Here is a 22,266-nt window from a genome sequence, read left to right as displayed (position 1 = left end):
ATCACTGATTTTACGGGGCCGGAAGATGACATCCTGCTGGAAAGTGATGGGTCTTCACGGCCCTCGCCGAGGGTTGGCTGAGATTGAACGCCCTTGTAGTGAATAAGACCGGTCTGGCGGAAGACAGCACCGATCGTATCATTTATTTTCTGGGAACCGGCCAGCTTTTCTACGATGCTGACTGGTGCGATAGCCGCCGTGCACTTTGCGACTCTTTGGGGAAACCCCAACGTCAGCGCCTCAGACTTCAGGATTTTTTAAAGCGGATTCTGCCCTGCGCCGGCGGCGCAGTCCCTTGTTCCATTGCCACCCAAAAAAGCCCGCCATCGGAAGATGACGGGCAGGTCTGGGTTCGCCGCGGCCGAGTGGGCAGTGGGGAAAGTGGCCGCGACCACGACCAACAATTGCTGGGCGGAAAGGTTCCGCCGCCATCATCCGAGCCGCACTAACCCCTTTCATCCCGCCAAATAACCCGCCGGTCATAGACGATCTTGTCCAGCCGCCGGATCGTGAGCGCTTGGCGCTTGTCCGCTGAGATCAATTCGGCCGACAGCGTGAGGTGGTGATCCCGGCCGCCGCGCTCGCAGAGCATCTGATAGACGACATCATCGACCTCGATGTCGCTGAAAATCTTCCGTAGATCGTCGGGCACGTAGTAGCGCGACAGTTTGCAGAAATTGCACCGAACGTGGATCAGGTGGCCGTTCCGGTGGCAGTCGGACAGCTTGTACGACCCTCTGCGCTTATAGTGGTATGGCTCCGGCATGAGAACGAATTAGGAACAAATCCCTTGCGCGGTCAACGGCGAAGTGACATGCTTCCTATGAAAACCGGAAGCGAGATGCACAACCATGACCGCAAGCCCAGCGCCAGAGCGGGGCGGCGAAGCCGTGCCTGTCGATCCCGTCGACCACGTGCTGTCCGAGTTCGAGGGTGACGCCAGGGCCGGCATAGAAGCGCTGCTGAGCGAGGTCGGCCGCCTGGAGCACGAGACGGCGTTGACACGGCCGGTAGTGTCGCGAGGCTTCTCCCGCGGCTGGCATCACGACCGCTGGGCCGACAATGGTAAGGCGTAATCAAAGCGGCCCAACGCCAACGCGGATCGACCGGGATTTCCCGCACCAGGTCGCTCTGCTCGACGACGTCTGCGTCGACCGCAATTTTCAGCGCATCCACGAATTCTGCAAAGGACTCGGCGTTGAGTGGCACACGCGGCACGTCATCGCGATCTGGCCGAACGGCAAGCACGAAAACCATCGGCTGCATTGCTTCGCCGATGCCGCGCCGGCTGAGGCATTCCAAGCGCATTTCGGCGGGGTCATGTTCGACCCGAAGCGGGATCGGCAAGGCGGCCTCGCCAAGGGCGCCTGGAAACGGAGCGAGCCGTGGCGGCGGATCGTGCGCGCCGAGGGGCCGTATTCGCGGCTACCCTAGATCGCAAAGCCTCCGAAGCCATGGGCGACCGGCTTCACCACGATAAATTTTGGCTCCTCCCGCCACAGGATGCCGGCTCCAGCAGCGAAAGCCACAAACGCCTCGCGTGCTGCCTTCGGCGAGCACTGGCCGGACCGTGCGGCTTCACAGGCTTTCACTGCGGCACCGTAGGACAAGCGCCGCCTTGCCGGTGCCCACTCGTTCAGGAATTCGCGCATTTCGGACAGTGAGGAAATCTCGGTCTTCTCGCCAAGTCCGGTCGTGATCGCGACGGGTGCGAACAGCAGCGTGTTGTGCATCTTGTCCTCGTTTCGAAATGAAAGGGCGAACGGCCCCTCGCAGTGGCGAGCGTGAAACTCAGACATCGAGCCGAGGTTCCTTGGGGTCACACCTACGTGAAACAAAGCCGGCGGATGCGGTGCGCCGTGGGATCAGGGAGGCCACGTCCAAGATTTTTATTGTGGGTACCACTTTGTCCGTCGCCTCGCCCCTGTGCTTGTTATATGCTCTTGCATGAGCGAACGCCGCATACCTACGAAAGCCCAACTGGAGACTTGGGCCGGCCGGATGGAAAAGCTGCGTGCTGGCATTAAGCGGCGCCACGATAAGATATCAGCGGATGAGCGCAGCGCCCTTCAGAGGGAAGCAGCAGAACTTAGGCTGATCGCAGACTCCTTCTTCGATGAAATCAAAGCGATCAAAACACGTAGGGAAACTTGAAGCCCAGGAGCTGGCCGGCGTCGAGTTCATCCCCGAGAACGGCGGCGGTCCAGGCGTGAGATTGCGAAGAGCTGCCGCGCTTCCCTGCCGCCGGGTATGAAGCGCTAATTGATAAAAAGGTGCCGCCGACGCGCACCCACCGCCGCAGTCTTTGGGCAACGGCCGCCGAAATTGCGGGGGAACATGTGCCTGCAAATCGAGTTTGGAGAAGAGTCAGTGCGTTAGAGATGGGTAACCATAAGCCTGTTGGATTTGATCGATTATTTGGATTCTTGGAGTCCCGCAGAGTGGGCCACGGTCGTCGTCTGCGTGGCTGTGATCGCTTCGGGGTTTGTAATCTGGCGAAGCAAGTCGATCCTCCACTTGGTGAGCGCGTCTCTGGTTCCTTCGCCCAGGCTAACTTATCGCTCACCTGATCTTATCGACATATCAATCCCCCAAGACAGCTTGTATTCAATCAGCAAGATTGCGCTCGTCCCTGATACTCCGGCACTGACGGAACTCGGCATTCAAGATGACGAATATGGCCGCAGAACTTCGATGGGTTTTGGCCCTTGGCAAGCTGTTCACAACTTCGCCGAACCAGTAACCTCAGCTCGGTTTAAAATGCGCCCAGTACCACCAGGGACGATTGTAAAGGTCACTCTTGTCGGGCCTCTGTTCCCGGCGCAACACCGGTCCGTGAGCCTCCAAGCCGGCTTTCCAAACATCAAACAAGGTGTTCGATAGATATCTCCGGGCAAGAGGTGCAAAACGTCCACTCGTGCTCCTGCCGTCGTGGCGTAGCTCAGATGGCCTAACGGCTTAACGCTTCAGCGATGAGCAAAGGCCAATCATCTGCGATTCGGTGGTGATCGGCTCAATCACAGCCAAACGCGGCGCGGCGCCGAAGAACCTGAGTTGCAGCCGGCGCTGCTGTGATGGACGCCGAATCGCCGATCGTCTTGCCAGAACCGAACGCTCGCGTCGGTAGATTGCCGCAAATTGCGTTGCCCCCCGCGCAGAAAAGCCGCAACGTAAGGTCGTTCCCTCAGGAAGGAACGGCCATCAAATTCTCAAGATGCACCCTGCGACGACTTCCATTGAACTATTAGAGGAGGAGAAAAGCGTGAAAGCTCTATTTGGCAGGTCCGCCGCGTTGGCGTTGACATTCGTTGCAACAGGCTGCCTTGGCACCGCAGGCCACGCCGCCGACATCCCACCGATACTGGTCACCCCCGATAAAGTCGAGACGCGGATCGGCACGCTGGAGTTCAAGGACGGCGCGCCGAGCACGGAAACCGCCGCGAAGGTCTACGATACGCTGGATTTCACCCGCGGGTTGGACGCGTTCGTCAACAGCTACGGCGGCGCATCCGCCTATGCGATCCGTAAGGGCCTGCTCAGCATCGGCGCGGAAGACAATACGGTCACAATCTATCCCGAACTGATGGATTCGAAGTCGCTGTTCCTCACGGCCAACGCCGACACGGTCTACTACTTCAGCATCGTCGATTTGACGAAGGGGCCGATGGTGATCGAGCAGCCCCCGATGGGGGTCGGTACAATCAACGACATGTGGTTCGGCTGGATCGTCGATGTCGGCGGCCCCGGTCCCGACCGCGGCGAAGGCGGAAGATACCTGCTTCTGCCACCGGGCTATGATGGCCCGGTTCCGGAAGGCGGTTTCTACGTGGCACGGTCGAAGACGAACCGGGTCATCTATGCATCTCGCGGTTACCTAGTGGACAACGACCCGAAGCCGACCGTCGAGAACATCAAGAACAACATGAAGATCTATCCCTACACGCCGGGAGGCGTCGGCACGAGCATCGCGACAGCGCTTGAAGGCAAGGTCCGGCTCGAAGCCAACCCGAAGGTTCCCGAAACCAAATTCGTTGAGGCGAGCGGCAAGGCATTCAATACGATCCCGCCAAGCGACTATTCGTTCTTCGAGATGATCAACGCCAATGTCCAGGACGAGCCGGCCGATTCCTACGATCCGGAGCTTGCTGGACAGTTGGCGGCCATCGGCATCGCCAAGGGCAAGGAATTCAAGCCGGACGACCGGATGAAGAAGATCCTGACTGACGCGGCGGCGGTGGGAAATGCTGCCTCGCGCGCGCTGAACTGGCGCTACAGCGAGGCTCATCCCGATTGGTCGTACTACCCCGACTCGATGTGGGGTAACATGCTGTGGGAGGGTGGCGCCAACTTCGAAACGCCGCCGCCGATGATCACCAAGGAGGGGCTCTTTGAACCGTTGCCGCCGACAGGCGCGCGGACTCTCGATTCCAAGACCGCGTTCTACTACGGCTACACGCTGGACTCGCCCGGCATGATCATGCGGCTTCCCAACGTCGGCTCGCAGTACCTCATGGGCTTCCTGGACGCAGAGAAGAACGACCTCGACGGCGGAAAGACCTACAAGGTGACGCTGCCGAAGGACATTCCGGCGGCTGCCTTCTGGTCGTTCACGCTCTACGACAACCAGTCGCGCTCGATGCTTCAAACCCCGCAGGGTTACCCGCGCGCCGGCAGCCAGAGCTATCCGTCGCCCGCCGCCGAGGCGGACGCGGACGGCACCACCACGATCTGGTTCGGTCCGACGCAACCGGAGGGCGTGAAGCGTGGCAACTGGATCCAGACCATGCCCGGTAAGGGCTGGTTCACGCTGCTGCGCCTCTACAGCCCGCTCGAATCCTTCTTCACGAAGGAATGGCGCCTGAGCGAGATCGAACTCGTGCCCTAATGCTTTAGACACCGGAAGGCGCTCGTTTCAAATAGGCGCCTTTCGCAACCCCACGGCAGCAAGCCGGATGCTTAGAGCTTAGGCGCCTTGCCGCTCACGCGCTCGGTCAAAGCAAAGTTCTGCAGGTCTCTCGCTTTGCCCGGCTGGCTATCAGCGTGTGAGATAATCGCGTAAAATGCAGCGCGAACGATGTCGCTTTTGAAACGCCTTTTTGGCCGCCTTCATCAAATCCTTGAGCACCATGCCCGGCTTGACGAGGCTCAGCAGCGTCTCGCCTATGGCTTGAAGCTTTTCAGCTTTCATGTCGCTCTCCACGGAACCGCTCATGCGGGAGTGAGTTCTTAGCCGGAAAGGAGACCCCAACTATGGCAAAAAAGAACGCCCTTCCCAAGAAAATCGCCGGCATGAAGGTTCCAAAGGCTGTCCGCAAATCGAGCATGCTTCGCGCACTCCTGAGGAGTGAAGTCGGCCGGGACATTTTGGCGAACGCGATCACCGCTGGCGCCGGCGCGGCAGCCGCTGTCCTAGTCGCGGAGCGCAAGGAGATCGGCAAAGCAGGCAAGAAGGGCATTCGCAAGGGGGCTGGCTTGTTCAGTCTCGCAACAGAAGCCGTTCAGTCCGCGGCGAATGCCGCGCTCGGCGTGGTGGCGGAAACCGCTGGCACATTCGCCTCAGGAAAAAAGAAGGGAAAAGGAGGCGCCGGCAGAGCGGCAGCGCATTAGCTGACGGACTGCCGGCAGCGAGATCGAAATTGCCGCGCTCGCTGGAGCGGGCATTGCTGAAGCCTCATTCGGATACTCTTTTCCGCCGCATGACCTCAGCGGCCATGCTGCGTTCGGCAAGTGTATTGATACGAAAGCATCCGCGCGCTGCCGCTCATGTTGTAGGTGCCGGTCTTTTGCAGGCATCAAGGGTCGGCCTCACAGAGGCGAAAGACGCGGTGATAGATACGGCGAAGGCGGGCGTTCATGCGCTTGTCACAAAAGGCTGAGGTCTCGATCCCGATATCCCAAGCATCACCGCAGATTGGCCGGCCTGAAGTCGGCCTTTTTTCTTTGAGCCCGCGTAAGCATCCCGCCGGTCTTCGTCGATCTGGGTCCGCAGAATTCCCCTTCGTCATCGGGTCGAAATGCCTGAGCCTCGCGACGACTCACATGCGCCAACCTCCAAGGTGCCCCCGCCACCGAGAAGAGATTGAGAGAGGCCCGGCGGCGCGGTCTACGACTAATTCGATCTGTGGACTTGGGACCGCACGCTCGACCGCATCCATCATACACTCTACGTCGCCTGCCACGAACAGGTGGAGCGTGAAGCTTCGCCCACTGCCGCAATCATCGACAGCCAGAGCGTCAAAAGCGCCGAAAAAGGGGGCATCACGACCCGCATGGTTACGATGCGGGCAAGAAGATCAAGGGCAAGAAGCGGCACATTCTCGTCGATACGCAAGGCTTCCTGATGCACGCACTCGTCCATGCCGCCGAAATCCAGGATCGTGACGGCGGCGTGCTGGTGATGGCGAGCCTGTTCGGGCTGTTTCCTTTCCTGCTCAAGCTCTATGCCGACGGCGGCTAAGCGGGCTTGCTGAGGGTCTGGAATCAGCGGCAAGTAGGTCAGCACAAGCCGTAGGCGATATGGTGGCGGACTAGCTCGGCGGGATCATTCGCAACAGACACTTCCCAGTCCTTTCGAAGCCAGTTTGCCGACGGTAAGAGATGGGTTGAAGGTGCTGCCGGCAATGCGACATCTGGGGCGGGAGATTTGACTGCGAAAGCTCGTCCCGCGACAGACCTCTTTCAGAGCGAGCCGCTGATCGTCGCCGCTTTGGGGCTGGCCATTGGCACTGCGATTGGAGCAATGCTGCCCCGAACCGTGTTTGAAGATCAAAGCATGGGAGCTTACTCCGACAAGGTGCGTGGCACGGCGCAGGACCTTGTGGAGAAGGGCGTGGACGGCGCAACGGAAGTCGCTGCTGAAGCTTATCAGACGGTTAAAGATGAAGCCGACCGTCAAAGGCTAGGGCAGTCGGGCGAGGCTTCGATCGTCGACAAGGTGGCGGAGGGTCGTAAAATCGACATCGACCAAGGCGGAGGAAGCGATCCGAGATAAGATTACGCCGCCTCCCGCTTAATGTCCATAACCGCTTGCAGAGGCCAGAAGCGGCCTGCCGACGTGATCGGCAATGCCGTTCGTGTCATGCGCATCGCCACTAGCGAGGAAGAAGACGCTCGTTCATAGACGGCGGCAAAGACCCGAACGCCAAGGCGCTCGCCGCTGAACTTTCTTCTCCGCATTCCCACTCTCCAGACCAGCAGCAGGCCACATGCTTCGTGAGATGCAGAAGGTTGGCAAAGGCCTTCGAGCGAACCATCGACTCCGCCTAGGCGTGGGTCTTCATCGCCAACGTCCGTCTGCTCACCCGAAGGTTGAAAGCGCTGAAATACAACGCTCGTTCTTAGTCGGACACCAAGTTGTTAATTGCAGACACTCTTGGAACCAATTTGGCAAACTAGGCGTTGGAGGCCGCTAAGGGGATTTCATCCATCTATGGAACAACGCGCTTTGTCCTCCGGCATTTCCGGCGCCGAAATCGTATCTGACGACGGGAGCCGCGAAGTATACCTTCCGGCTCTTCACTCTGGCGAGCTGGAAGATTTTTTCGAGAATGCGGCAGTCGCTCTCCACCTGGTGGCGAACGATGGTACCATTCTGCGGGCCAATCGTGCGGAACTGGACTTGCTCGGCTATACCGGGGAGGAATACGTCGGACGCAACATCCGGGGATTTCACGCCGATCCCGCCGCCATCGACGACATTCTGGACCGTCTGTCCCGGCACGAACATCTGCAAAATTACCGTGCCAGATTGCGCGCCAAAGACGGCTCCATCCGTTGGGTGGAGATCACATCCAATGTGCGTTCAGTCGGTGGCCGATTCCTCAACACGCGCTGCGTCACGATCGATGTAACTGAAAGGGTTAGAGCGGAAGAGTTGTTGCGCGAGCAGGACCAGAGACTGGCCCTCACCTATCACAACGCCGGTGTAGGAATCGTCGAGGCTGATGCCGAAGGCCGGCTGCTACGGGTGAATGGGCATTTGTGCAATCTTTTGGGCTACACGCAGGAGGAGCTGGTTGGTCGATCGATCTTCAATCAGACCTTTCCTCCCGACGTGGACGCGGATCGCGCGCAATATAAGCAACAGGTCGCTGGCAAGATCGAAAGCTACACGATCGAGAAGCGGTTCGTTCGCAAGGACGGCTCGCTTTTCTGGGCCATCGTGACCTCTTCCAGCGTTCGCGACAGCAGCGGCCAGTTCCGCTATGCTGTACGGGTGCAGCACGATATCTCCGAGCGAAAAGAGATCGAGGCGATACTCGGCCAAAGGGCTGAGGAGCAAGCTGCGGTGCATGAATTCACTGAAATGCTGCAGCACGCCCACACGCGGGAAGACGTCTACGAGCCCGCGCTCAACGCCATCCAGCGGGCGCTGGGATGCCAACGTGCTTCTATCCTGCTCTTGGAGGGCGGGATTATGAAGTTTGTCGCCTGGCGGGGCCTGTCCAAGGCTTATCGCGAGGCGGTCGAAGGCCATTCGCCCTGGTCTGCAGCAGACCACGATCCGCAGCCGATTTGTTTGCGCGACGTAGACCATGCCGAACTCCCCCACACTTTAAGACAGGCAATCCGGGCAGAGGGCATCGGTGCGGTCTGCTTCATCCCGATAACACAAGGTGGGCGGTTGCTGGGCAAGTTCATGGCCTACTTCGATGGGCCGCATTATTACTCGACAGGGCAGATTGAAGTCGCCCGGACAATCGCCCGCCAGCTTGGCTTTGGGATCGAGCGCGTGAGGGCGCAGAATGCGGCCCAGCATCTCGCAGCAATCGTGGAATCGTCACACGACGCGATCGCCAGCAAGGATCTAAACGGGATTGTATCGACCTGGAATCGGGGTGCCGAGCGGCTGTTTGGCTATTCGGCCGCGGAGATAGTAGGGATGCCTATCACTACTATCATTCCAGAAGATCGGCTGAACGAGGAGCCGCTGATACTGGGCCGAATTCGCAACGGCGAAATTGTGGACCATTTCGAAACCGTTCGCCGCCGCAAAGACGGAACACTGGTGGATATTTCTCTAACAATATCGCCGGTGCGGGATGCGTCAGGTCGCGTGGTCGGCGCTTCCAAAATTGCCCGCGACATAACCGACAAGAAGGTAGCCGAAGAGAAGATCCGAGATAGCGAGCGCCACCTCCAGGATTTGCTCGCCGCCATTCCCGCCGCTATCTACACGACCGACCAGGCGGGCAAGATCACATATTTCAACGAAGCGGCGGTACAGTTCGCGGGCCGAACGCCTGTCATCGGCAGTGACGAATGGTGCGTCACCTGGAAGCTGTACTGGCCGGATGGAACTCCGCTTCCCCATGACCAATGTCCGATGGCTATCTCACTGCGCGAAGGGCGGCCCGTCCGGGGATATGAAGCAGTGGCCGAGCGACCAGACGGCACCCGGATTCCATTCATCCCCTATCCGACGCCGATGAGAAATGCAGCCGGAAAGGTCATCGGCGGCATAAACATGCTGGTCGATGTGAGCGAGCGTAAGCAGGCGGAAACTCAGCAACGGATTCTGCTGGATGAGCTCAATCATCGTGTGAAGAACAACATGATGATGCTGAAATCATTGCTATCGATGGCGGCAAGGAACAGTCAGAGTTCGGAGGCTCGAATTGTTCTGGACGAGGCCAGCAAACGGGTGGCGACCATGGCTGCCGCCCAGCGCGTGCTCTACGATACGCCCGACGCCCGCAACTTCGGTGCCCAGCCTTTCCTCGGTGCTGTTTGCGAGACTGCAAAACAGATGTTCCCCGCCGGGGTACATCTGGTCTGCGAGGCGGATCTTATCCAACTGCCAAACGACATCGCTATGCCGTTAGCTCTCATTATCAACGAGCTTTTGATCAACGCCGTAAAGTACGGCTCACAGGGCAAGGCGCACGCAACGATCCGCGTCTCCATGCGACGGGACGGCCAAGGGAATATACTGGAGGTCGAGGATGAAGGCCCGGGATTCGACCTGAGTTCCGTCCGCCCGACATCCTCGGGCCTTCGGCTCGTCGAAGGCCTGGTGCGACAAATTGGTGGGTCATTCGACGTTCGCCGAGATCCGTGTCGGTGCATCTTGAGTTTTTCTCAGACGGCCGAGGAGGTTGCTTTTGCGACAAAAAGCATTAATGCCTGAATCGAGCCTGGCAGGCGACATTAAGCCATCATTTAAGCCGCAGCTGGTTTTCTCCCGTGAAGGCACAAGCGGAGGATGGTCCGCATTAGCGGGTGATCATCCGATCCTGATAGTAGAGGACGATTTCCTGATTGCACTCGACATAGAAGCTGGCCTGAGCGCTGCTGGCTTTTCCCTGGCGGGGCCAGCCACCAGTGCTGATGAGGCTATAAGCATTGCGCTGTCGATCAAGCCGGCGCTTGTCCTCATGGATATCCGCTTGCTTGGAAAACGGGACGGAATCGATGCGGCTCTGGAGTTGTACCGGGACCTCGGCATACGATGCATCTTTACGACAGCGCACGGTGATCGGGACGTGAGGCTTAGAGCTGAGCCGGCCAAACCCCTCGGATGGGTACAGAAGCCCTATTCAATACCCACGCTAATAGAAGCCATTCGGAATGCCTTCCAAGAATTAAAAAAGGAGGGCTAGCCTTGAGGCTCGCCCTGAGCGGGCGATCCGACTGCCAAGGCGCTCGCAGCAAAGCATGCGGGCGTCACGCGAGGCAAATCCGGTGCTTGGGGAATACGGTCCGCCAACGATCCTGTTTCAGCACGGCAACGTGCCCGATATGGAGTGACCAGGAATCGCTTAGCTCTTGACGTTTTGCCTTCAAGGGAGCGGAATTCCTTTCTCGGCAAAGGCGCTCGCTACGAAGGCGCACCGACCAGGGAGGAGACGATGTTCGCAGCAGCGCGGCGGGACGAGCCGCAAGACATGCATGTGTTCTGCATCGTGCCGCCGATCGGGGAAATCTACCAGCGCGAGGATATGTGCACGCATCTTTTCCAGGTCTTATCGATGCAGTTCCCCATGACAGGCTTTATCATTGCCGAGGGCGACGAAGTGATGCGGAGGACGGACAGTTTCGTGGTCGGAGCATTGGACGACGGGCAGGAAATTTCCGTCGCACACGGCTATCGCGTTGTTCCCGCACCGTCCGAAAGGATCGATGAAATCCTAGCTGCTTGCCGGGAGTTCGATAACATGCTTCACCATCGAAAACGCTAACTGGCCACATGAGCGGTAGGATTTTGACGATAGTGGCAACGGCCGTCGCCCTAGCCGGCTTCCTAACATCGGCTTACCTGCTCGCCGGATTGCTGGGTTCCGTGCCCTCTCAATGAACGCGGGCCTGTCCGATACGCTTTGGCACGGGAGGCGCGTCTAGCGTAGCGGGGACGATGGCAACGGGAACGGAAGGTGATTGGCCCAAGGAGGTCCTTCGCAAGGCAGCCGAGATGGTCCAGCCCCGTTTGCGAGGGCAATGGACAATCGTCGCCCCGCCCCTCGCTGGTGCAGTCCGTCATTGTGCGGTTGTAAGTTTCAGCATCACATTGCGGGAAAATTAATCCTTGCATCCGATTGTCACCGCGGAATCTCTCACTCGCGATACAAATGGCCACTAATGTCTGCCCAGTCGGATCTTCCCGTTTGGAATGTAAGAGGGTGGAGACGCCAGGTAATTTAGGTTCTTGACGGCAACCATCCGGTGTTTGGCAGATCGGTGGCGTTGTTTCTGCAAGCGCTGATATTTTCGTCGATCATCACCATCGGCCTCAGCACGTTGCCGGACCTTCCCCCTTGGGCGGGCGATCTCTTCGCTATCGAAGAAGGTCTCGTGGTCGCGGTCTTTTCAACCGAGTTTCTGCTGCGTGCCATCTGCTCGCCTCGCCTACGCGTATACCTGTTCAGTTTCTGGGGCGTGATCGACCTTCTGGCAATCCTGCCGTTCTACCTAAGCTTAGGGGTTGATCTGCGGGCGCTGAGAGTGCTCTGGGTGCTGCGACTGCTGAGATTGCTCAAGATGCTGCGCTACGTTGCAGCCGCCGATCGGATACGTGCCGCCATTGTCTCCGTAATGGAGGAGCTGATGGTGTTCGGAGTGGCCGCATTTTTCCTGATCTACATCTGCGCGATCATGATCTATTATTTCGAGCATGACGCACAGCCGCAGGCTTTCGCGTCCGTGTTTCATGCGATGTGGTGGGCCGCAATTACGCTGACCACGGTTGGCTACGGTGATGTCTATCCCATTACCGCAGGCGGACGCATCTTCACCGTAGTGATGTTGCTGTTCGCGCTTGGGATCATCGCTGTTCCCACTGGCCTGATCGCCTCAGCGCTTTCAACCGCGAGGAAGCGTACTGACGATGCTGAGAAATAAGAACGCTTGATACGACCGGAACAGCGCGCCGGTCCGGTGCGCGTACATCGCAATTGCCGGAACCCTCTCGCGTCTCCGCGGTTCTATTCCAGTTTCGGAGATGCTGCATGCCGCGCTACTTTTTCGACGTGTTCGACGGAGAGGACATCTCCCGTGACGCGGTCGGCATTGATCTCGATCATGAGGACATGGCAGCCGAACATGCGGCCGCAGCGCTGCCGGACGTGGCCCACGACGAATTGCCGGACGGCATGCAACGTGACTTTTGGGTGAAGGTTCGCCCCGAGAGCGGCGACTATATTTTCACCGCCGACCTAAAATTCAAGGCGGACTGGCTCAAAAACAAAAACCCCGCCTGGGAGACGGGGTAGCAGCACGCGTCACGCACAAATTTTCACCAGCGCCGCAACCTCACGCGTTTATGATGCTGAAAATGACCGCGACGCTTCTCCTCAAATGGCGTGAGACATGGCCCGGCGAGGGCCACGAGGGTTTCAGTGCATTCGATCGTGGGATGAAGGGCGACCGTCGTCGGCCGCATCTATGAAATGTACCACTCCCCGGAAGGGAAAATGGTTCTGGGGGCCTGACAGCAGACGGTCCAAGCATCAGCCGGCCGGCGCCGGCACCGGCTACGAGAATTCAGCTTGCGCGGCGGGAACAAAGGGGTAGGAGGCGTGGTTCAAGGCGATAGCTGACTTACCCGATCGCGCGCCAGAGTGCGTCGACCGGAGAGTCCGTAGATCATAGCGGAAAAACTAGCGTGCCCAGGTTCTATTTCGACCACAGCGAAGATAGCGTTACCCACATCGACCCGCTTGGTGTGGAATACGTCAACGCTGATGCAGCGGTCCGCGAGGCCGTCAGAAGGCTTACGGCACTGTTAGACGACCAGGTGTCAGAGCGACTTTCCATTGCGGTGAGAGACGAGACCGGTGCGGTTATCTATCGAGGAGAAGCTCACTTTGACCATGGCTGGCAATTGAAAACAGGATGGTTGAATCACCCTTGGTTATTGTGCTGCTCACCGCCGGCCTAGTGGCAGCCATAGCCATCGGCGCCCTGGCAGCCATCGATTTATGGGAGCCTTTGAGGCTGCTCCGGTAGGAAAGCCCTTCCCTCATGAGGAACGCCGCGCAAGCTTACGGCGGCTAGTTGCCTACCGGCTTCAAGCCAAGATCGTCTGGCGATCGACCAGCATCAAGCAAGATAATCTCGTGCGGCAGCGCGTCGTATTCCTGCCCGTCAACCGTGATGCGGTGAACCCTCGCCTCAGCCCGCCTTACGGCCGCAGCCTGCAGCCGACTCCGCTCCAGGAGCGCAGCCATTGTGCGCCGTTGCCGAAGGTGACTTGGATCTGTGCCCTTGTGTAGATCGCAGATCGGGAACCATGTTGCTGCTTCGTGGTTCGGAAGCATCCGACCAAGAGCAAGCCATGACCGACACGATGCGAAAAATAGCGATGATTATTCTTGCAGGGGCAACCCTGTCGGCAGCCGGCTGCCAGATGGATCGGCAGACGACGGGTTCGATCTGGCCAACGAACTGCGCGTCGCCCGGTTCGACCTGTGAGACACCTGACCGTCAAAAAGCACCCAGCGAGTAGGAGCGATCGATGAAAACCGCGTTCGCAATGGTCTTGTCGCTTCTCGTGATGGCGGGGTGTGATGCTTCGGACGACGCCAAAACGGTCGAAACAGCGCCTCCCGCAGACACAGCGGCTACCATCGACGCCGACCCTACGCCCGACACCGGGACGGGTGGAACCCAGCAGACCGCCACGCCAGAGGGTACGGTGAACGGCGCGCCCAAGGGCGACCAAAATACGCAAAGCGCCCCAAAGTGATTTTGACAAAGGCGAGCTGCGTGGAGGGACTTCGCGGCAGGCGGATCGGGATGCGCCGTAGTTGAGCCGTTCAACTTTCGAGCGCGTCAAATGATATTGCGGCGTCGAACTCAGTCTGTGAAGGTCACCGATGGCTAAGATCGTCAGCATGAACTCCCGGGAACAGGCGGACGTTAATTCCCGGCTCGCTGCAATCGTCGATTCCTCATTTGACGCGATTGTCAGCAAGGATCTGAACAGCGTCATTCAGACATGGAACCTGGCCGCTGAACGCCTGTTCGGTTACACCGCCGAAGAAGCGATAGGGCAATCCATCCTTATTTTGATCCCTGAGCATCTTCGCAGCGAAGAGACGGACATCATTACGCGCGTTCGACGCGGCGAGCGGGTTTCCAGTTATGAGACAATTCGACGGCGCAAAGACGGCAGGCTCGTCAATGTGTCCCTCACCGTTTCCCCCATAACCAACTCTGCTGGGGAAATCGTTGGCGCCTCAAAGATCGCCAGGGACATCACCACCGCTAAGGAAAGCGAGCGGCGCATTCGTCTTCTGATGCGGGAGGTTAATCACCGCGTCAAAAATCAATTCGCGGTGATCCTGGCGATCATCCGCGAGACAATCAAACATTCCATCAGTCCGAGCGAATTCGAAGGTCGCGTAAGCGAGCGCATCATGGCCTTATCGCGCTCGCACGATCTCTTGGTGACAGCGGAATGGTCGGGGTCCAGCCTATTCGATGTGATCCAGGAACATCTCAAGCCTTTCGGGCATGAGAACCAAATCTTGCTATCCGGGCCTTTGCTGGCCCTTCTGCCCAATGCCGTCCAGAACATTGGCATGGCCTTGCACGAGCTTGGCACCAACTCCGCCAAATACGGCGCGCTTGCCAGCGATGTCGGCCGTGTTGCCGTAAATTGGGAGGTAAAAACCAACGTGGCTGGCCGTCGCGAATTCTTTTTGAATTGGGACGAGACCTCGATCCCCTATGGGAACGGCAAATCGGACGACCGGGCAGGGTTTGGAACGACTGTGCTAAAGCGTGTGGCGCCACAAGGATTGAGTGGGAGTGCCATACTCGACCGCTCCCCTGGACATCTGCGCTGGTCGCTCGTCGCACCATTTGAGCACGTCGTCGTGTCGACCGTTGCCGAAGACGAGGCCGAGGCGCGGAAAGGACCGGCTGAGTAGCTTCCGATCCGGCGGGCAGCCGGGCTTCTAAAAGCCTGCCGCGCCGAGAGCGTTTGAGGGTCAGCGCCTCTCGCGGGGGTTAGCAAGCCGAATAAGTTCATCCCGATCGCGGACGCCTCGCTGGTAGGCCACAATCAGAGCACGGGCTATGTTTTCTGCTTCCTCGCTTCCCTTGGTCAGATGCCGCGCTGCGAGGATCGTATCGAAGCATTCCTGGAGATTGTCGAGGTCCCAAGGACTGAAACCCTCGACCTCTTTCCGACCTCTCATCGCCGCACCCCTCTGCGAAACCCGATATTCGGGCGGAACGATTCCGTCAAATAAAAAGCCCGCCACCGTGACAGCGATGACGGGCTTCGATCACAGCTCTAGCTGGGCACCAGATAAGCCGCTGAGATGGACAACAATGAATTGCCCGGAACGACGTTCCGTTGAATCAGGATGCCCCCGCACCTCGGGTCGGATCGGTGCTGTCATTCGCGTGCGGACGTTTAACTGTCTCAAGAAGCCCCACGACGGCAAATTCGCTGACGGTGACTTCGCCCCTACGGACACAATCGCCCAAAGCGGCTAGTAGGCCGTCGCCGCCATTTTCAAAGAAGGCCTTACTCAATTCAAGGCCTATACGTGTTTTGGAGTCCATCGCGATAGCCTCCACGGGAGGGTTTCGGGAGCGCCGCACCATACGCGGGTGCTCGCTGGTGTCAACACGACGCATGCCATTTCGTGCTGGAAGCGAAGGTGAGGCGGGCTCGAAAATCGCCCGCTATCTACTCTGCTCGCCGGACTTGTTACTAACGAGCCTAGGCTTTTCAATTCTAGCTCGAAGTTGGTCGCCCGACTCGACATACGCCATTTCCAAGAGATGACAGAGCAGATCGCATCGCTCCGCAGCAGCAATGTCGCGCGGTTCTCGCAACAGTTGGTGAACGTACTTCAAACGGCTAGGGGTGGTTCGCTCCATATCACAGTCACAATCCTCACCCAAGCCTACGACGCCACTTGCCTCTTGGATCAACGATGGAAAATTGGACTAAAGGCCATATTTCGAGTGAGCTAGTCGTCGCGCTCGCGTCGAGCTAGGACTCTGAAAAGGAAAAGCCCCGCCGGCCGAAGCCAGCGGAGCGAGTTGTTATCCATCGGTTGCGGCCAGAGCGTAGCAGCGGACCGCGCGGGGGTCACTCCGGCGCGGCTTTCGGCTTGACCCAACGAACGATGATCTCGAACAAGATATCGGCGATCCACATGGCGCAGACGCCGATCAGAAAAGCCGCAGCATGTGCACTCGCAATGTCGTCGGGTGGCAAGGGCAACCCGATCGACTTGATGTAGTGAAGAGCCGGCACGGTCAGATAGCCGGCCGCCAGCGTGCCGCAGATCGGCGAGGCCGCCATCTCCCGAAACTTGAAGCGTCGGCGAGACAGCGCGCGCAGAAGGCCGCCGGCAAGCCCGGCAACAAGGATCGAGCCCTTGATGCCGAGCGCGTCGAGAAGGTCGTTGATCATGCCGGACACGCCAGTTCTACTTGATCTTCGGCTGTGGTTTCCACATGCCGCCGAATCCGTCGCGGAAGAAGTTGATAGCCGTCTTCATGAGCGCGGCGCCGGTGGTGATCTTCACGACGGTCGGCAGCCAGGACGCCGGGATGATGGTCGACGTGGTGCAGTCGAACGAACCATCGGGCAAGGCTGTGCAGCCGGCATAGGCGGCGATGACGCCGAGCAGACCAAAGCCCCAGATGATGATGTTGAGGATGTTGTGAATCGCGTTCGAATTCATTGGGATTTCCTTTGGGTTGCAGGTTGAAGGTCAGCGCCGGAACCACGAGAGGAACCAGGCGAAGAGATCGAAGGCCGGCTTCGGCTGTTCGGCGGGCGGTTGAGGTGCGGGAGGTTCGACGGGATAGTCGGGCGGGATAGGCCCAGTGGGCGGCGCTGCCGGCTCTGGGGCATCCACAAGAGCCTTGACGGCATCAAGCACCGCCTCGACCTTCTCCGGGGCCACAAGCGCCTTGTTCAGCCCGTCGCCGGCATAGAACGTCTCGCCACGACCGACCTTGCGGTGTCCGCCCTGGATCGCAGTCAGGACAGGGAAGGACGCCCATTCCATCGCCAGCCGGTTGCCGAACGCGGTCCGGCTGATCTTGCCGGCGATGAAATCGTTGTAGCCGCGCCGCTTCAGCAGTTCGAAGGCCATGCGGTCCTGAAAGTCACAGTCGAAGGGCTGATCACCTTGGAGGAAAAATTTCTTGGACAGGTCGATCAGGGTGTCGCGCATGAATTGAGCGGCGCCGGACGCGGACGAAGCCGAGCCATAGCCCCAATTCGTCTTCACCCACGCCTTGCTAGACCAGTTCTTTTGCGCGTCGATCACCTCTCCGAGCGTCATGGAGGTGAGGCGCTTCGGCAGCCGGCTTTCGCGATGGCCGAAAATCACGTCATAACAGTCAGGCGGCGATAGCTTGGTCTCGGTTTCGTAGATGAAGACGAGCAGCTTCGCCGCGCCCGGAGGAACGGTTTTGTCCATGTTGAAGATCCTGTTGAGAGGGGAGGTTTTCGCGGGCTACGCGTCGAGGCCCGTGCCGGCGACGGCATGCCATTCGATGTTGCCGTCGACGGCGGCTTCGAACTCTTCCTGAGTGATCGGCCGCAGCACGATGCAGAAACTCGACATCACCGTCGCGCCTGTGCCCGAACCGGCTTCGTCAGCAAACTCGAGCGGAACGTTTGCATTCAATGCCGTGACCGCAACCGCGCTAGGCGCTGCGACCTTTGTCGCTTCGCCCTTGCGCTTTGAGTAGCCTCGCCGTTCAGCGGTCGTATAGACGCCACAGTAGTAGGCGTGGTTGCCGAGTTCCGTGGTGAGGTCTCCGATCTGCGCCGTCTGTGCCGCGCCGCCGCCTGTCGCCTGCACGCGCATGTCGTTGCTGCCGTTAAGCCCGAGCGTGAGGCCGATGGACGGGTCGGTGACATCGGTTCCACTACGCACCAGAGCGACAGTTTTCGCGGTAGCAGCAGCAGTTGCCAGCGCGATGATGCTAAACCCGCCATCGCAAGCCGCCCAAATCTGCGCCAAGGTATAGGTTGTATTTGCTTCATTGCCCACAACAGCAGCGGTCACCCCCCATTCTCCGAGAAGGGATGCAAGATCGTTGAGGGCGTTCAAATGATTGCCGTTGCCGGACCAGTCGTAGAGCGCGCCATACGCTTCAGCTTCATCATCGGGAGATAGCGCCGCATAGCCGGTGCCGATCATGTGCGCCGCAAAAAGATCGTCTCCGAACTCCCACGGGGGGAAGGGCACGAAAGCCCCTTCCGTCTCGCTGATATCGACATCGGTATCGAAATAAACACGGGTCTCGACCATTCGGGCGGTCTCCTCAGAGCGGGTTGCCGTTGATGACTTTTTGGGTTTTGCACTGGCTGATGCGGAACGTGCCGCTCGCCGGGATCGCAACTCCGGAGGCGTACTTGACCCCGGTCAGAGCCCAGAAGAGACCGGCCTTCGTCGGCGTCCCTACGATCGGCTTCGTCTCAGGGGTGATCATCGGCCCAGAGAAAGCGACGTTTGGCAGGGCGAGGTTGATTTGGCCGGCAGGGCGGGTCACGGCGGGTTCGCCGGCAGCGCTGATGAAGGTTCCGGCCGCCGTGGTGTACCAGGCATAGAGACCGCAGCCGCGCACATCGGCGATGCCGGCATCGGCTTCGAGGTAACACATGGCCTGGAAGGAATCGCCCTCGACCACGTAGCCGGGGTTCAGCGGGACGCCCAGCGTCGTGTCCATGATCGTTTGCTGCAAGACGACCGAGATCGGGCGCGGATCGAGGTTGCCGGCCGTGTCAGTGGTTTCGACACTGGTAGGGCCGGCGCCCGCGACGACGATCTGTTGATGGTTGCCGAAACCGCTGGCAGCCGCGCCGACCGAGCAGTCACCGGTAAGGCCGCTGCCGGCGACAGCTTCCCATCCGTCCGCCACGGTTCCGATGCAGTTCGCGCCGACGATGCCGGTCCCGCCAGTCGTCAGGAACAGCGGGTTGAGGCTGAGCGAACCCTGGACGTATTCCGTGGCATGAAACAGGTCCGCGACCGTGGTAGGCAGGAAGCTGCGCGGCGGCACCATCTGGTTGAAGAACTGCGCGATCTTCATGCCGGCGACACGAGCGCCTGGCGGTCCCTTGTGGAGACCTTCGCGTAGCAGACCAGCCTTCGCCTTGGCATTTGCGCTCAAAGGATCGATGAAGTCCGGCCAAACATCGATCACATAGCAGCCAGCGATCGCCGCCTGCTGTAGCAGCGCGGCGCGGTCGGACAGATGATGGCGAAGTTCTGCCCCAGTGAAGCCGGCGAAATAGGTGCCAGCGGCGTTCGGGTCGCCCTTCGGCGTCTCCGCGATGAAGACGACGCGATGGCCCATCTTGAGGACGCGGTCCCGGTAGGCAAGGATGCGTTCCAACGTCCATGCCGGGCCGTTGCCTTCGGGCGGATCGTTTATCGAAATCCAGCAAACAACCCATCCCGGCTTGGCGCCCCACAGGGAACCGGCGCTTTCAAGGATTTGCTGGGAGTTGTCGCCGCCCTGACCGAACATGCGGTCTTGAAACCGCACGCGCCCGCCGGTGTAGAGCTGGGTCCACCACTGCCAACCTTGAGCCGTGGTGCGGCCCGGATTGATGCCGAGATCGGAGCGGCTGTCACCCTCCGGCCAGACATCGATGCAGACCTGTGCGGCCTTGGCCTGGGCCTCGATCCGGCTGATGGTCTTGTTGACCAACTCGCCGTCATCGCGCATGCCGAGCAGCGCCTTGCCCTTGCCGCCAACAGACCACATCAGCCCGCCGGGCTTGGTGCGCGCTTTCAAGGGCGCCGTCGCCCGGCGCATGGCGTTCAGCATCGGGTTCTTGATCGTGCCATCGGCATACAGCGCGAAAAGGCCAAGGCCCTTGCCGCCGAGCGCCCACAAGGGCGTCAGAAGGCCGCTCCTGGACTTGAACGGCGCCGGCAGGAGGTCGAAAGCCATGCGGTTGTCGGCGCCCGTCTTGATCGTCCGACCGGCGCCATCGACCTCTTGCCGGGCCGTGATACCAGACTGGTTCGCTTCCGGCACCTTCTGATCAGGGCCGAGCGGCGCATAGCCGTCCGCCGCGCCCTTTTCTGCAGTTGCCTGTTTGCCGCCAATGTCGGACGCCAGCGCCGCGTCCGCAGCACCACGCGCCGCGACCTCATTCGCCAGATCGCTCGCCACGGCTGCCGCATCGCCCGCTACCGTCGTTGCAAGCGTGATGTTGGCCGGAAGAAGTTCGGCGATGCCGGTGTCGCCGGTCGATTTGTAGAGCCTCACGCCGATCGACACATAGCGCGTGGTCGCCGGCACGACGTAGTGGACATCGTCCGCCACCGTGCGGCTGATCACTATCGTCTCGTCAACCGCGTCGAACGCATCCGGCAGAGGATAGGCGTCGCCACCCGAAACGATATGCCCGTCGACTTCCGGCCCGCCGAAGCGGATGTTGCTCACTCCGGCGAGGTTCTTGTTGAGGTTCTGGATACGGAGTTCGACGCCATCGCCGAGCGGGTCGCCGGTCGCCGTGATCCGCTCGACCGCCCACCGCACGGCATACTTGTCCGCCGAGCCGAGCGGGATTTCGTATCGCGTATAGACGTCGATATAGCCGGGGTCTTCCGGGATGTCGGCGCCGTTGATGCGCCACATGGAGCCGTAGACATCACTTTGGTAGCGGCTGCCGATGCCGATAGGAGCCCGAGCCGAAGATCGGCCGGTCAGTGCCGAAGTGAACAGGTCCGGTGCATCGCCGGGCCGCAGTACGCTACTCGCCAGCGATTCCGACGTGGTCTCCTGGACGACGAGCCGATCGACAGCAGCCGTCAGATCGGCATCGGCCGCCTTCGCGTTCAGTGCATCATTGAGGCCGTCGACGGTCGCGATAGCTTGCGTCCCGGTATGGTTGGCGCGCGCGACCAGTGCAGCGTCGGCGGAATTCGCCGTTGCGCCGCTGGCGATGCCCGCCAACTTCGTCTTCTCGGTCCCGGTGAAGACTTTGTTGGTCACACCATCGGTGATCGTGTCGGCCGTTTGCGTCCCGGTGTGATTGCCGCGTGCCAGCAAGGTTGCATCGGCAGAGTTGGCGGTCGCCCCATCGGCGACGTTGAGCAGCGCCCGCACCTGTGCGGCGGTAAGGTCTTCCTGCACACCCGTGCCAGCCGTCACGCGGCCTTTCAGCCGGGCGGTCGCCATGGTCGCGGCCTTGGCGTTGGTGACAGCGCCATCCGTGAGGTTCGCGGTGTTAACGGACGCCAAAACCGCAAGTGCGCCGAGGCCGAGCGCGGTCCGCTGCGCAGGAGCATCCGCCGCAGCGGCCAGGGCGAGACCGGCCGCAGTCAGGTCGGCCAGCGTCCAGTCGCCCGTGCCGTTGACATAGAGGAGCTTGTTGTTCGCAAGCACCAGGTCGGCGAGCGCATCGAGGTTCGGCGCGCCGTCCTGCTTGTCGGCGATAAGGGCGGCGAACGTCGACGCGAACGAGGCCGGCAGCAGCACGTTGGCCGTGATCGCCCACGAGCCGGTGCCCGACGCGCCGCTCTTGATATAGAGGCCGTTATATTCGGGCGTGCTGTCATTGACGACGATGCCGAAGGTGTCGGCGTCATGCGCGAGATCGGCATAGAGGTTTGCGCGCGTCTGTTTTCCGACAGCGTTGCCGAGCACCAGCGCCGCGATCATCGTCGAGATCGCCGCGTCGATCGCCGGACCGATCGGCAGAATGTCCGCCTTCCTCGGATTGTTCTCACCCGACGACGGCACATTCGGCGTGACCCATTTGCGCCACGCAAAGCCGACCAGGTCGCCAATAAGCGCCATGTCTCAGTCTCCTGAATTTCG

Annotated in this window: 25 protein-coding genes and 1 pseudogene; 18 read left to right on the top strand and 8 right to left on the bottom strand. The window is 59.9% G+C overall.

Going from position 1 to position 22,266, the window contains the following annotated elements; all coding sequences use genetic code 11:
* The first annotated feature begins 83 nt into the window (after positions 1–83).
* Positions 84–449, top strand: coding sequence for a hypothetical protein (locus ACH196_RS10730; RefSeq protein WP_396646880.1), 366 nt, complete (start codon positions 84–86; stop codon positions 447–449).
* Here the strand turns inward: ACH196_RS10730 and ACH196_RS10725 are convergent.
* Positions 446–652, bottom strand: a complete 207-nt coding sequence (locus ACH196_RS10725) for a hypothetical protein (RefSeq protein WP_396646879.1) — start codon at positions 650–652, stop codon at positions 446–448. The two genes, ACH196_RS10730 and ACH196_RS10725, sit on opposite strands and share 4 nt — an antisense overlap.
* Positions 653–851: 199 nt before the next feature.
* Between ACH196_RS10725 and ACH196_RS10720 the strand changes: the two genes are divergently transcribed.
* A complete protein-coding gene (locus ACH196_RS10720; RefSeq protein WP_396646878.1) occupies positions 852–1,076 on the top strand; it encodes a hypothetical protein in 225 nt (74 codons plus the stop codon).
* A complete protein-coding gene (locus ACH196_RS10715) occupies positions 1,063–1,434 on the top strand; it encodes a hypothetical protein (RefSeq protein ID WP_396646877.1) in 372 nt (123 codons plus the stop codon). The genes ACH196_RS10720 and ACH196_RS10715 overlap by 14 nt, the downstream gene beginning before the upstream one ends.
* On the opposite strand, the gene ACH196_RS10710 is transcribed toward ACH196_RS10715, so the two are convergent.
* On the bottom strand, positions 1,431–1,733 hold the full coding sequence (locus ACH196_RS10710) for a DUF982 domain-containing protein (protein WP_396646876.1): 303 nt from the start codon (positions 1,731–1,733) through the stop codon (positions 1,431–1,433). The genes ACH196_RS10715 and ACH196_RS10710 overlap by 4 nt on opposite strands.
* Before the next feature lie 268 nt (positions 1,734–2,001).
* Here ACH196_RS10710 and ACH196_RS10705 point away from each other — a divergent pair, with 268 nt between their 5' ends.
* The gene (locus ACH196_RS10705; protein WP_396646875.1) at positions 2,002–2,154 is read left to right on the top strand and encodes a hypothetical protein; all 153 of its coding nucleotides are present in this window, start codon (positions 2,002–2,004) and stop codon (positions 2,152–2,154) included.
* A gap of 1,138 nt (positions 2,155–3,292) precedes the next feature.
* Entirely contained in the window at positions 3,293–4,885 is a 1,593-nt protein-coding gene (locus ACH196_RS10700; RefSeq protein WP_396646963.1) for a DUF1254 domain-containing protein, read from the top strand.
* Between the two features lie 150 nt (positions 4,886–5,035).
* Here the strand turns inward: ACH196_RS10700 and ACH196_RS10695 are convergent, their stop codons facing one another.
* The gene (locus ACH196_RS10695; protein ID WP_396646874.1) at positions 5,036–5,188 is read right to left on the bottom strand and encodes a hypothetical protein; all 153 of its coding nucleotides are present in this window, start codon (positions 5,186–5,188) and stop codon (positions 5,036–5,038) included.
* Between the two features lie 62 nt (positions 5,189–5,250).
* Between ACH196_RS10695 and ACH196_RS10690 the strand changes: the two genes are divergently transcribed.
* The 13 genes and pseudogenes from ACH196_RS10690 to ACH196_RS10630 all read left to right on the top strand — a co-directional run bounded on the left by ACH196_RS10690 (position 5,251) and on the right by ACH196_RS10630 (position 15,371).
* Positions 5,251–5,607, top strand: coding sequence for a hypothetical protein (locus tag ACH196_RS10690; RefSeq protein WP_396646873.1), 357 nt, complete (start codon positions 5,251–5,253; stop codon positions 5,605–5,607).
* A gap of 29 nt (positions 5,608–5,636) precedes the next feature.
* Positions 5,637–5,876: a hypothetical protein gene (locus tag ACH196_RS10685; protein ID WP_396646872.1), complete on the top strand. Its 240-nt coding sequence runs from the start codon at positions 5,637–5,639 to the stop codon at positions 5,874–5,876.
* A 237-nt stretch (positions 5,877–6,113) separates the two neighbouring features.
* A pseudogene (locus ACH196_RS10680) lies at positions 6,114–6,454 on the top strand (transposase); the annotation flags it as partial.
* Between the two features lie 189 nt (positions 6,455–6,643).
* Positions 6,644–6,991, top strand: coding sequence for a hypothetical protein (locus tag ACH196_RS10675; RefSeq protein ID WP_396646871.1), 348 nt, complete (start codon positions 6,644–6,646; stop codon positions 6,989–6,991).
* Positions 6,992–7,429: 438 nt separating this feature from the next.
* Complete coding sequence (locus ACH196_RS10670; RefSeq protein ID WP_396646870.1) at positions 7,430–10,129, top strand: PAS domain S-box protein; 2,700 nt, start codon at positions 7,430–7,432, stop codon at positions 10,127–10,129.
* Positions 10,104–10,601: a response regulator gene (locus tag ACH196_RS10665; protein WP_396646869.1), complete on the top strand. Its 498-nt coding sequence runs from the start codon at positions 10,104–10,106 to the stop codon at positions 10,599–10,601. The genes ACH196_RS10670 and ACH196_RS10665 overlap by 26 nt, the downstream gene beginning before the upstream one ends.
* Positions 10,602–10,850: 249 nt before the next feature.
* Positions 10,851–11,180: a hypothetical protein gene (locus ACH196_RS10660; protein WP_396646868.1), complete on the top strand. Its 330-nt coding sequence runs from the start codon at positions 10,851–10,853 to the stop codon at positions 11,178–11,180.
* Positions 11,181–11,676: 496 nt separating this feature from the next.
* Positions 11,677–12,336: an ion transporter gene (locus ACH196_RS10655; protein WP_396646867.1), complete on the top strand. Its 660-nt coding sequence runs from the start codon at positions 11,677–11,679 to the stop codon at positions 12,334–12,336.
* A 107-nt stretch (positions 12,337–12,443) separates the two neighbouring features.
* Entirely contained in the window at positions 12,444–12,707 is a 264-nt protein-coding gene (locus ACH196_RS10650) for a DUF6894 family protein (RefSeq protein WP_396646866.1), read from the top strand.
* A gap of 392 nt (positions 12,708–13,099) precedes the next feature.
* Positions 13,100–13,375 carry a DUF6894 family protein gene (locus ACH196_RS10645; protein WP_396646865.1) on the top strand — a complete coding sequence of 92 codons (276 nt, stop codon included), beginning with the start codon at positions 13,100–13,102 and terminating at the stop codon, positions 13,373–13,375.
* Positions 13,376–13,771: 396 nt separating this feature from the next.
* Positions 13,772–13,942, top strand: a complete 171-nt coding sequence (locus ACH196_RS10640) for a hypothetical protein (protein ID WP_396646864.1) — start codon at positions 13,772–13,774, stop codon at positions 13,940–13,942.
* A 9-nt stretch (positions 13,943–13,951) separates the two neighbouring features.
* Positions 13,952–14,182, top strand: a complete 231-nt coding sequence (locus ACH196_RS10635; RefSeq protein WP_396646863.1) for a hypothetical protein — start codon at positions 13,952–13,954, stop codon at positions 14,180–14,182.
* Between the two features lie 130 nt (positions 14,183–14,312).
* The gene (locus ACH196_RS10630; RefSeq protein ID WP_396646862.1) at positions 14,313–15,371 is read left to right on the top strand and encodes a PAS domain S-box protein; all 1,059 of its coding nucleotides are present in this window, start codon (positions 14,313–14,315) and stop codon (positions 15,369–15,371) included.
* 1,178 nt (positions 15,372–16,549) lie between these two features.
* Here ACH196_RS10630 and ACH196_RS10625 read toward each other — a convergent pair.
* The 5 genes from ACH196_RS10625 to ACH196_RS10605 are packed head-to-tail and all read right to left on the bottom strand — an operon-like array spanning position 16,550 to position 22,245.
* Positions 16,550–16,876, bottom strand: a complete 327-nt coding sequence (locus ACH196_RS10625) for a hypothetical protein (protein ID WP_396646861.1) — start codon at positions 16,874–16,876, stop codon at positions 16,550–16,552.
* A gap of 16 nt (positions 16,877–16,892) precedes the next feature.
* Entirely contained in the window at positions 16,893–17,150 is a 258-nt protein-coding gene (locus tag ACH196_RS10620; RefSeq protein ID WP_396646860.1) for a hypothetical protein, read from the bottom strand.
* 30 nt (positions 17,151–17,180) lie between these two features.
* A complete protein-coding gene (locus ACH196_RS10615) occupies positions 17,181–17,897 on the bottom strand; it encodes a hypothetical protein (RefSeq protein ID WP_396646859.1) in 717 nt (238 codons plus the stop codon).
* 36 nt (positions 17,898–17,933) lie between these two features.
* Positions 17,934–18,737 (bottom strand): hypothetical protein, encoded by an 804-nt coding sequence (locus tag ACH196_RS10610; protein ID WP_396646858.1) that lies wholly within the window; start codon positions 18,735–18,737, stop codon positions 17,934–17,936.
* A gap of 13 nt (positions 18,738–18,750) precedes the next feature.
* Positions 18,751–22,245 (bottom strand): hypothetical protein, encoded by a 3,495-nt coding sequence (locus ACH196_RS10605; RefSeq protein WP_396646857.1) that lies wholly within the window; start codon positions 22,243–22,245, stop codon positions 18,751–18,753.
* Positions 22,246–22,266 lie beyond the last annotated feature (21 nt).

Origin of the sequence: Mesorhizobium sp. IMUNJ 23232, assembly GCF_044326205.1 — a bacterium.
GTDB lineage: Bacteria > Pseudomonadota > Alphaproteobacteria > Rhizobiales > Rhizobiaceae > Kumtagia.
This window is presented reverse-complemented; position numbering and strand designations above follow the sequence as displayed.

What these genes read in the sequence shown, in the direction of transcription:
- ACH196_RS10635 (WP_396646863.1), top strand. Translation starts at nt 13,952, where the DNA reads ATGAAAACCGCGTTCGCAATGGTCTTGTCGCTTCTCGTGATGGCGGGG.
- ACH196_RS10630 (WP_396646862.1), top strand. Translation starts at nt 14,313, where the DNA reads ATGGCTAAGATCGTCAGCATGAACTCCCGGGAACAGGCGGACGTTAAT.
- ACH196_RS10620 (WP_396646860.1), bottom strand. Translation starts at nt 17,150, where the DNA reads ATGAATTCGAACGCGATTCACAACATCCTCAACATCATCATCTGGGGC.
- ACH196_RS10705 (WP_396646875.1), top strand. Translation starts at nt 2,002, where the DNA reads ATGGAAAAGCTGCGTGCTGGCATTAAGCGGCGCCACGATAAGATATCA.
- ACH196_RS10710 (WP_396646876.1), bottom strand. Translation starts at nt 1,733, where the DNA reads ATGCACAACACGCTGCTGTTCGCACCCGTCGCGATCACGACCGGACTT.
- ACH196_RS10720 (WP_396646878.1), top strand. Translation starts at nt 852, where the DNA reads ATGACCGCAAGCCCAGCGCCAGAGCGGGGCGGCGAAGCCGTGCCTGTC.
- ACH196_RS10605 (WP_396646857.1), bottom strand. Translation starts at nt 22,245, where the DNA reads ATGGCGCTTATTGGCGACCTGGTCGGCTTTGCGTGGCGCAAATGGGTC.
- ACH196_RS10615 (WP_396646859.1), bottom strand. Translation starts at nt 17,897, where the DNA reads ATGGACAAAACCGTTCCTCCGGGCGCGGCGAAGCTGCTCGTCTTCATC.
- ACH196_RS10660 (WP_396646868.1), top strand. Translation starts at nt 10,851, where the DNA reads ATGTTCGCAGCAGCGCGGCGGGACGAGCCGCAAGACATGCATGTGTTC.
- ACH196_RS10610 (WP_396646858.1), bottom strand. Translation starts at nt 18,737, where the DNA reads ATGGTCGAGACCCGTGTTTATTTCGATACCGATGTCGATATCAGCGAG.
- ACH196_RS10690 (WP_396646873.1), top strand. Translation starts at nt 5,251, where the DNA reads ATGGCAAAAAAGAACGCCCTTCCCAAGAAAATCGCCGGCATGAAGGTT.
- ACH196_RS10695 (WP_396646874.1), bottom strand. Translation starts at nt 5,188, where the DNA reads ATGAAAGCTGAAAAGCTTCAAGCCATAGGCGAGACGCTGCTGAGCCTC.
- ACH196_RS10670 (WP_396646870.1), top strand. Translation starts at nt 7,430, where the DNA reads ATGGAACAACGCGCTTTGTCCTCCGGCATTTCCGGCGCCGAAATCGTA.
- ACH196_RS10715 (WP_396646877.1), top strand. Translation starts at nt 1,063, where the DNA reads ATGGTAAGGCGTAATCAAAGCGGCCCAACGCCAACGCGGATCGACCGG.
- ACH196_RS10640 (WP_396646864.1), top strand. Translation starts at nt 13,772, where the DNA reads ATGACCGACACGATGCGAAAAATAGCGATGATTATTCTTGCAGGGGCA.
- ACH196_RS10650 (WP_396646866.1), top strand. Translation starts at nt 12,444, where the DNA reads ATGCCGCGCTACTTTTTCGACGTGTTCGACGGAGAGGACATCTCCCGT.
- ACH196_RS10625 (WP_396646861.1), bottom strand. Translation starts at nt 16,876, where the DNA reads ATGATCAACGACCTTCTCGACGCGCTCGGCATCAAGGGCTCGATCCTT.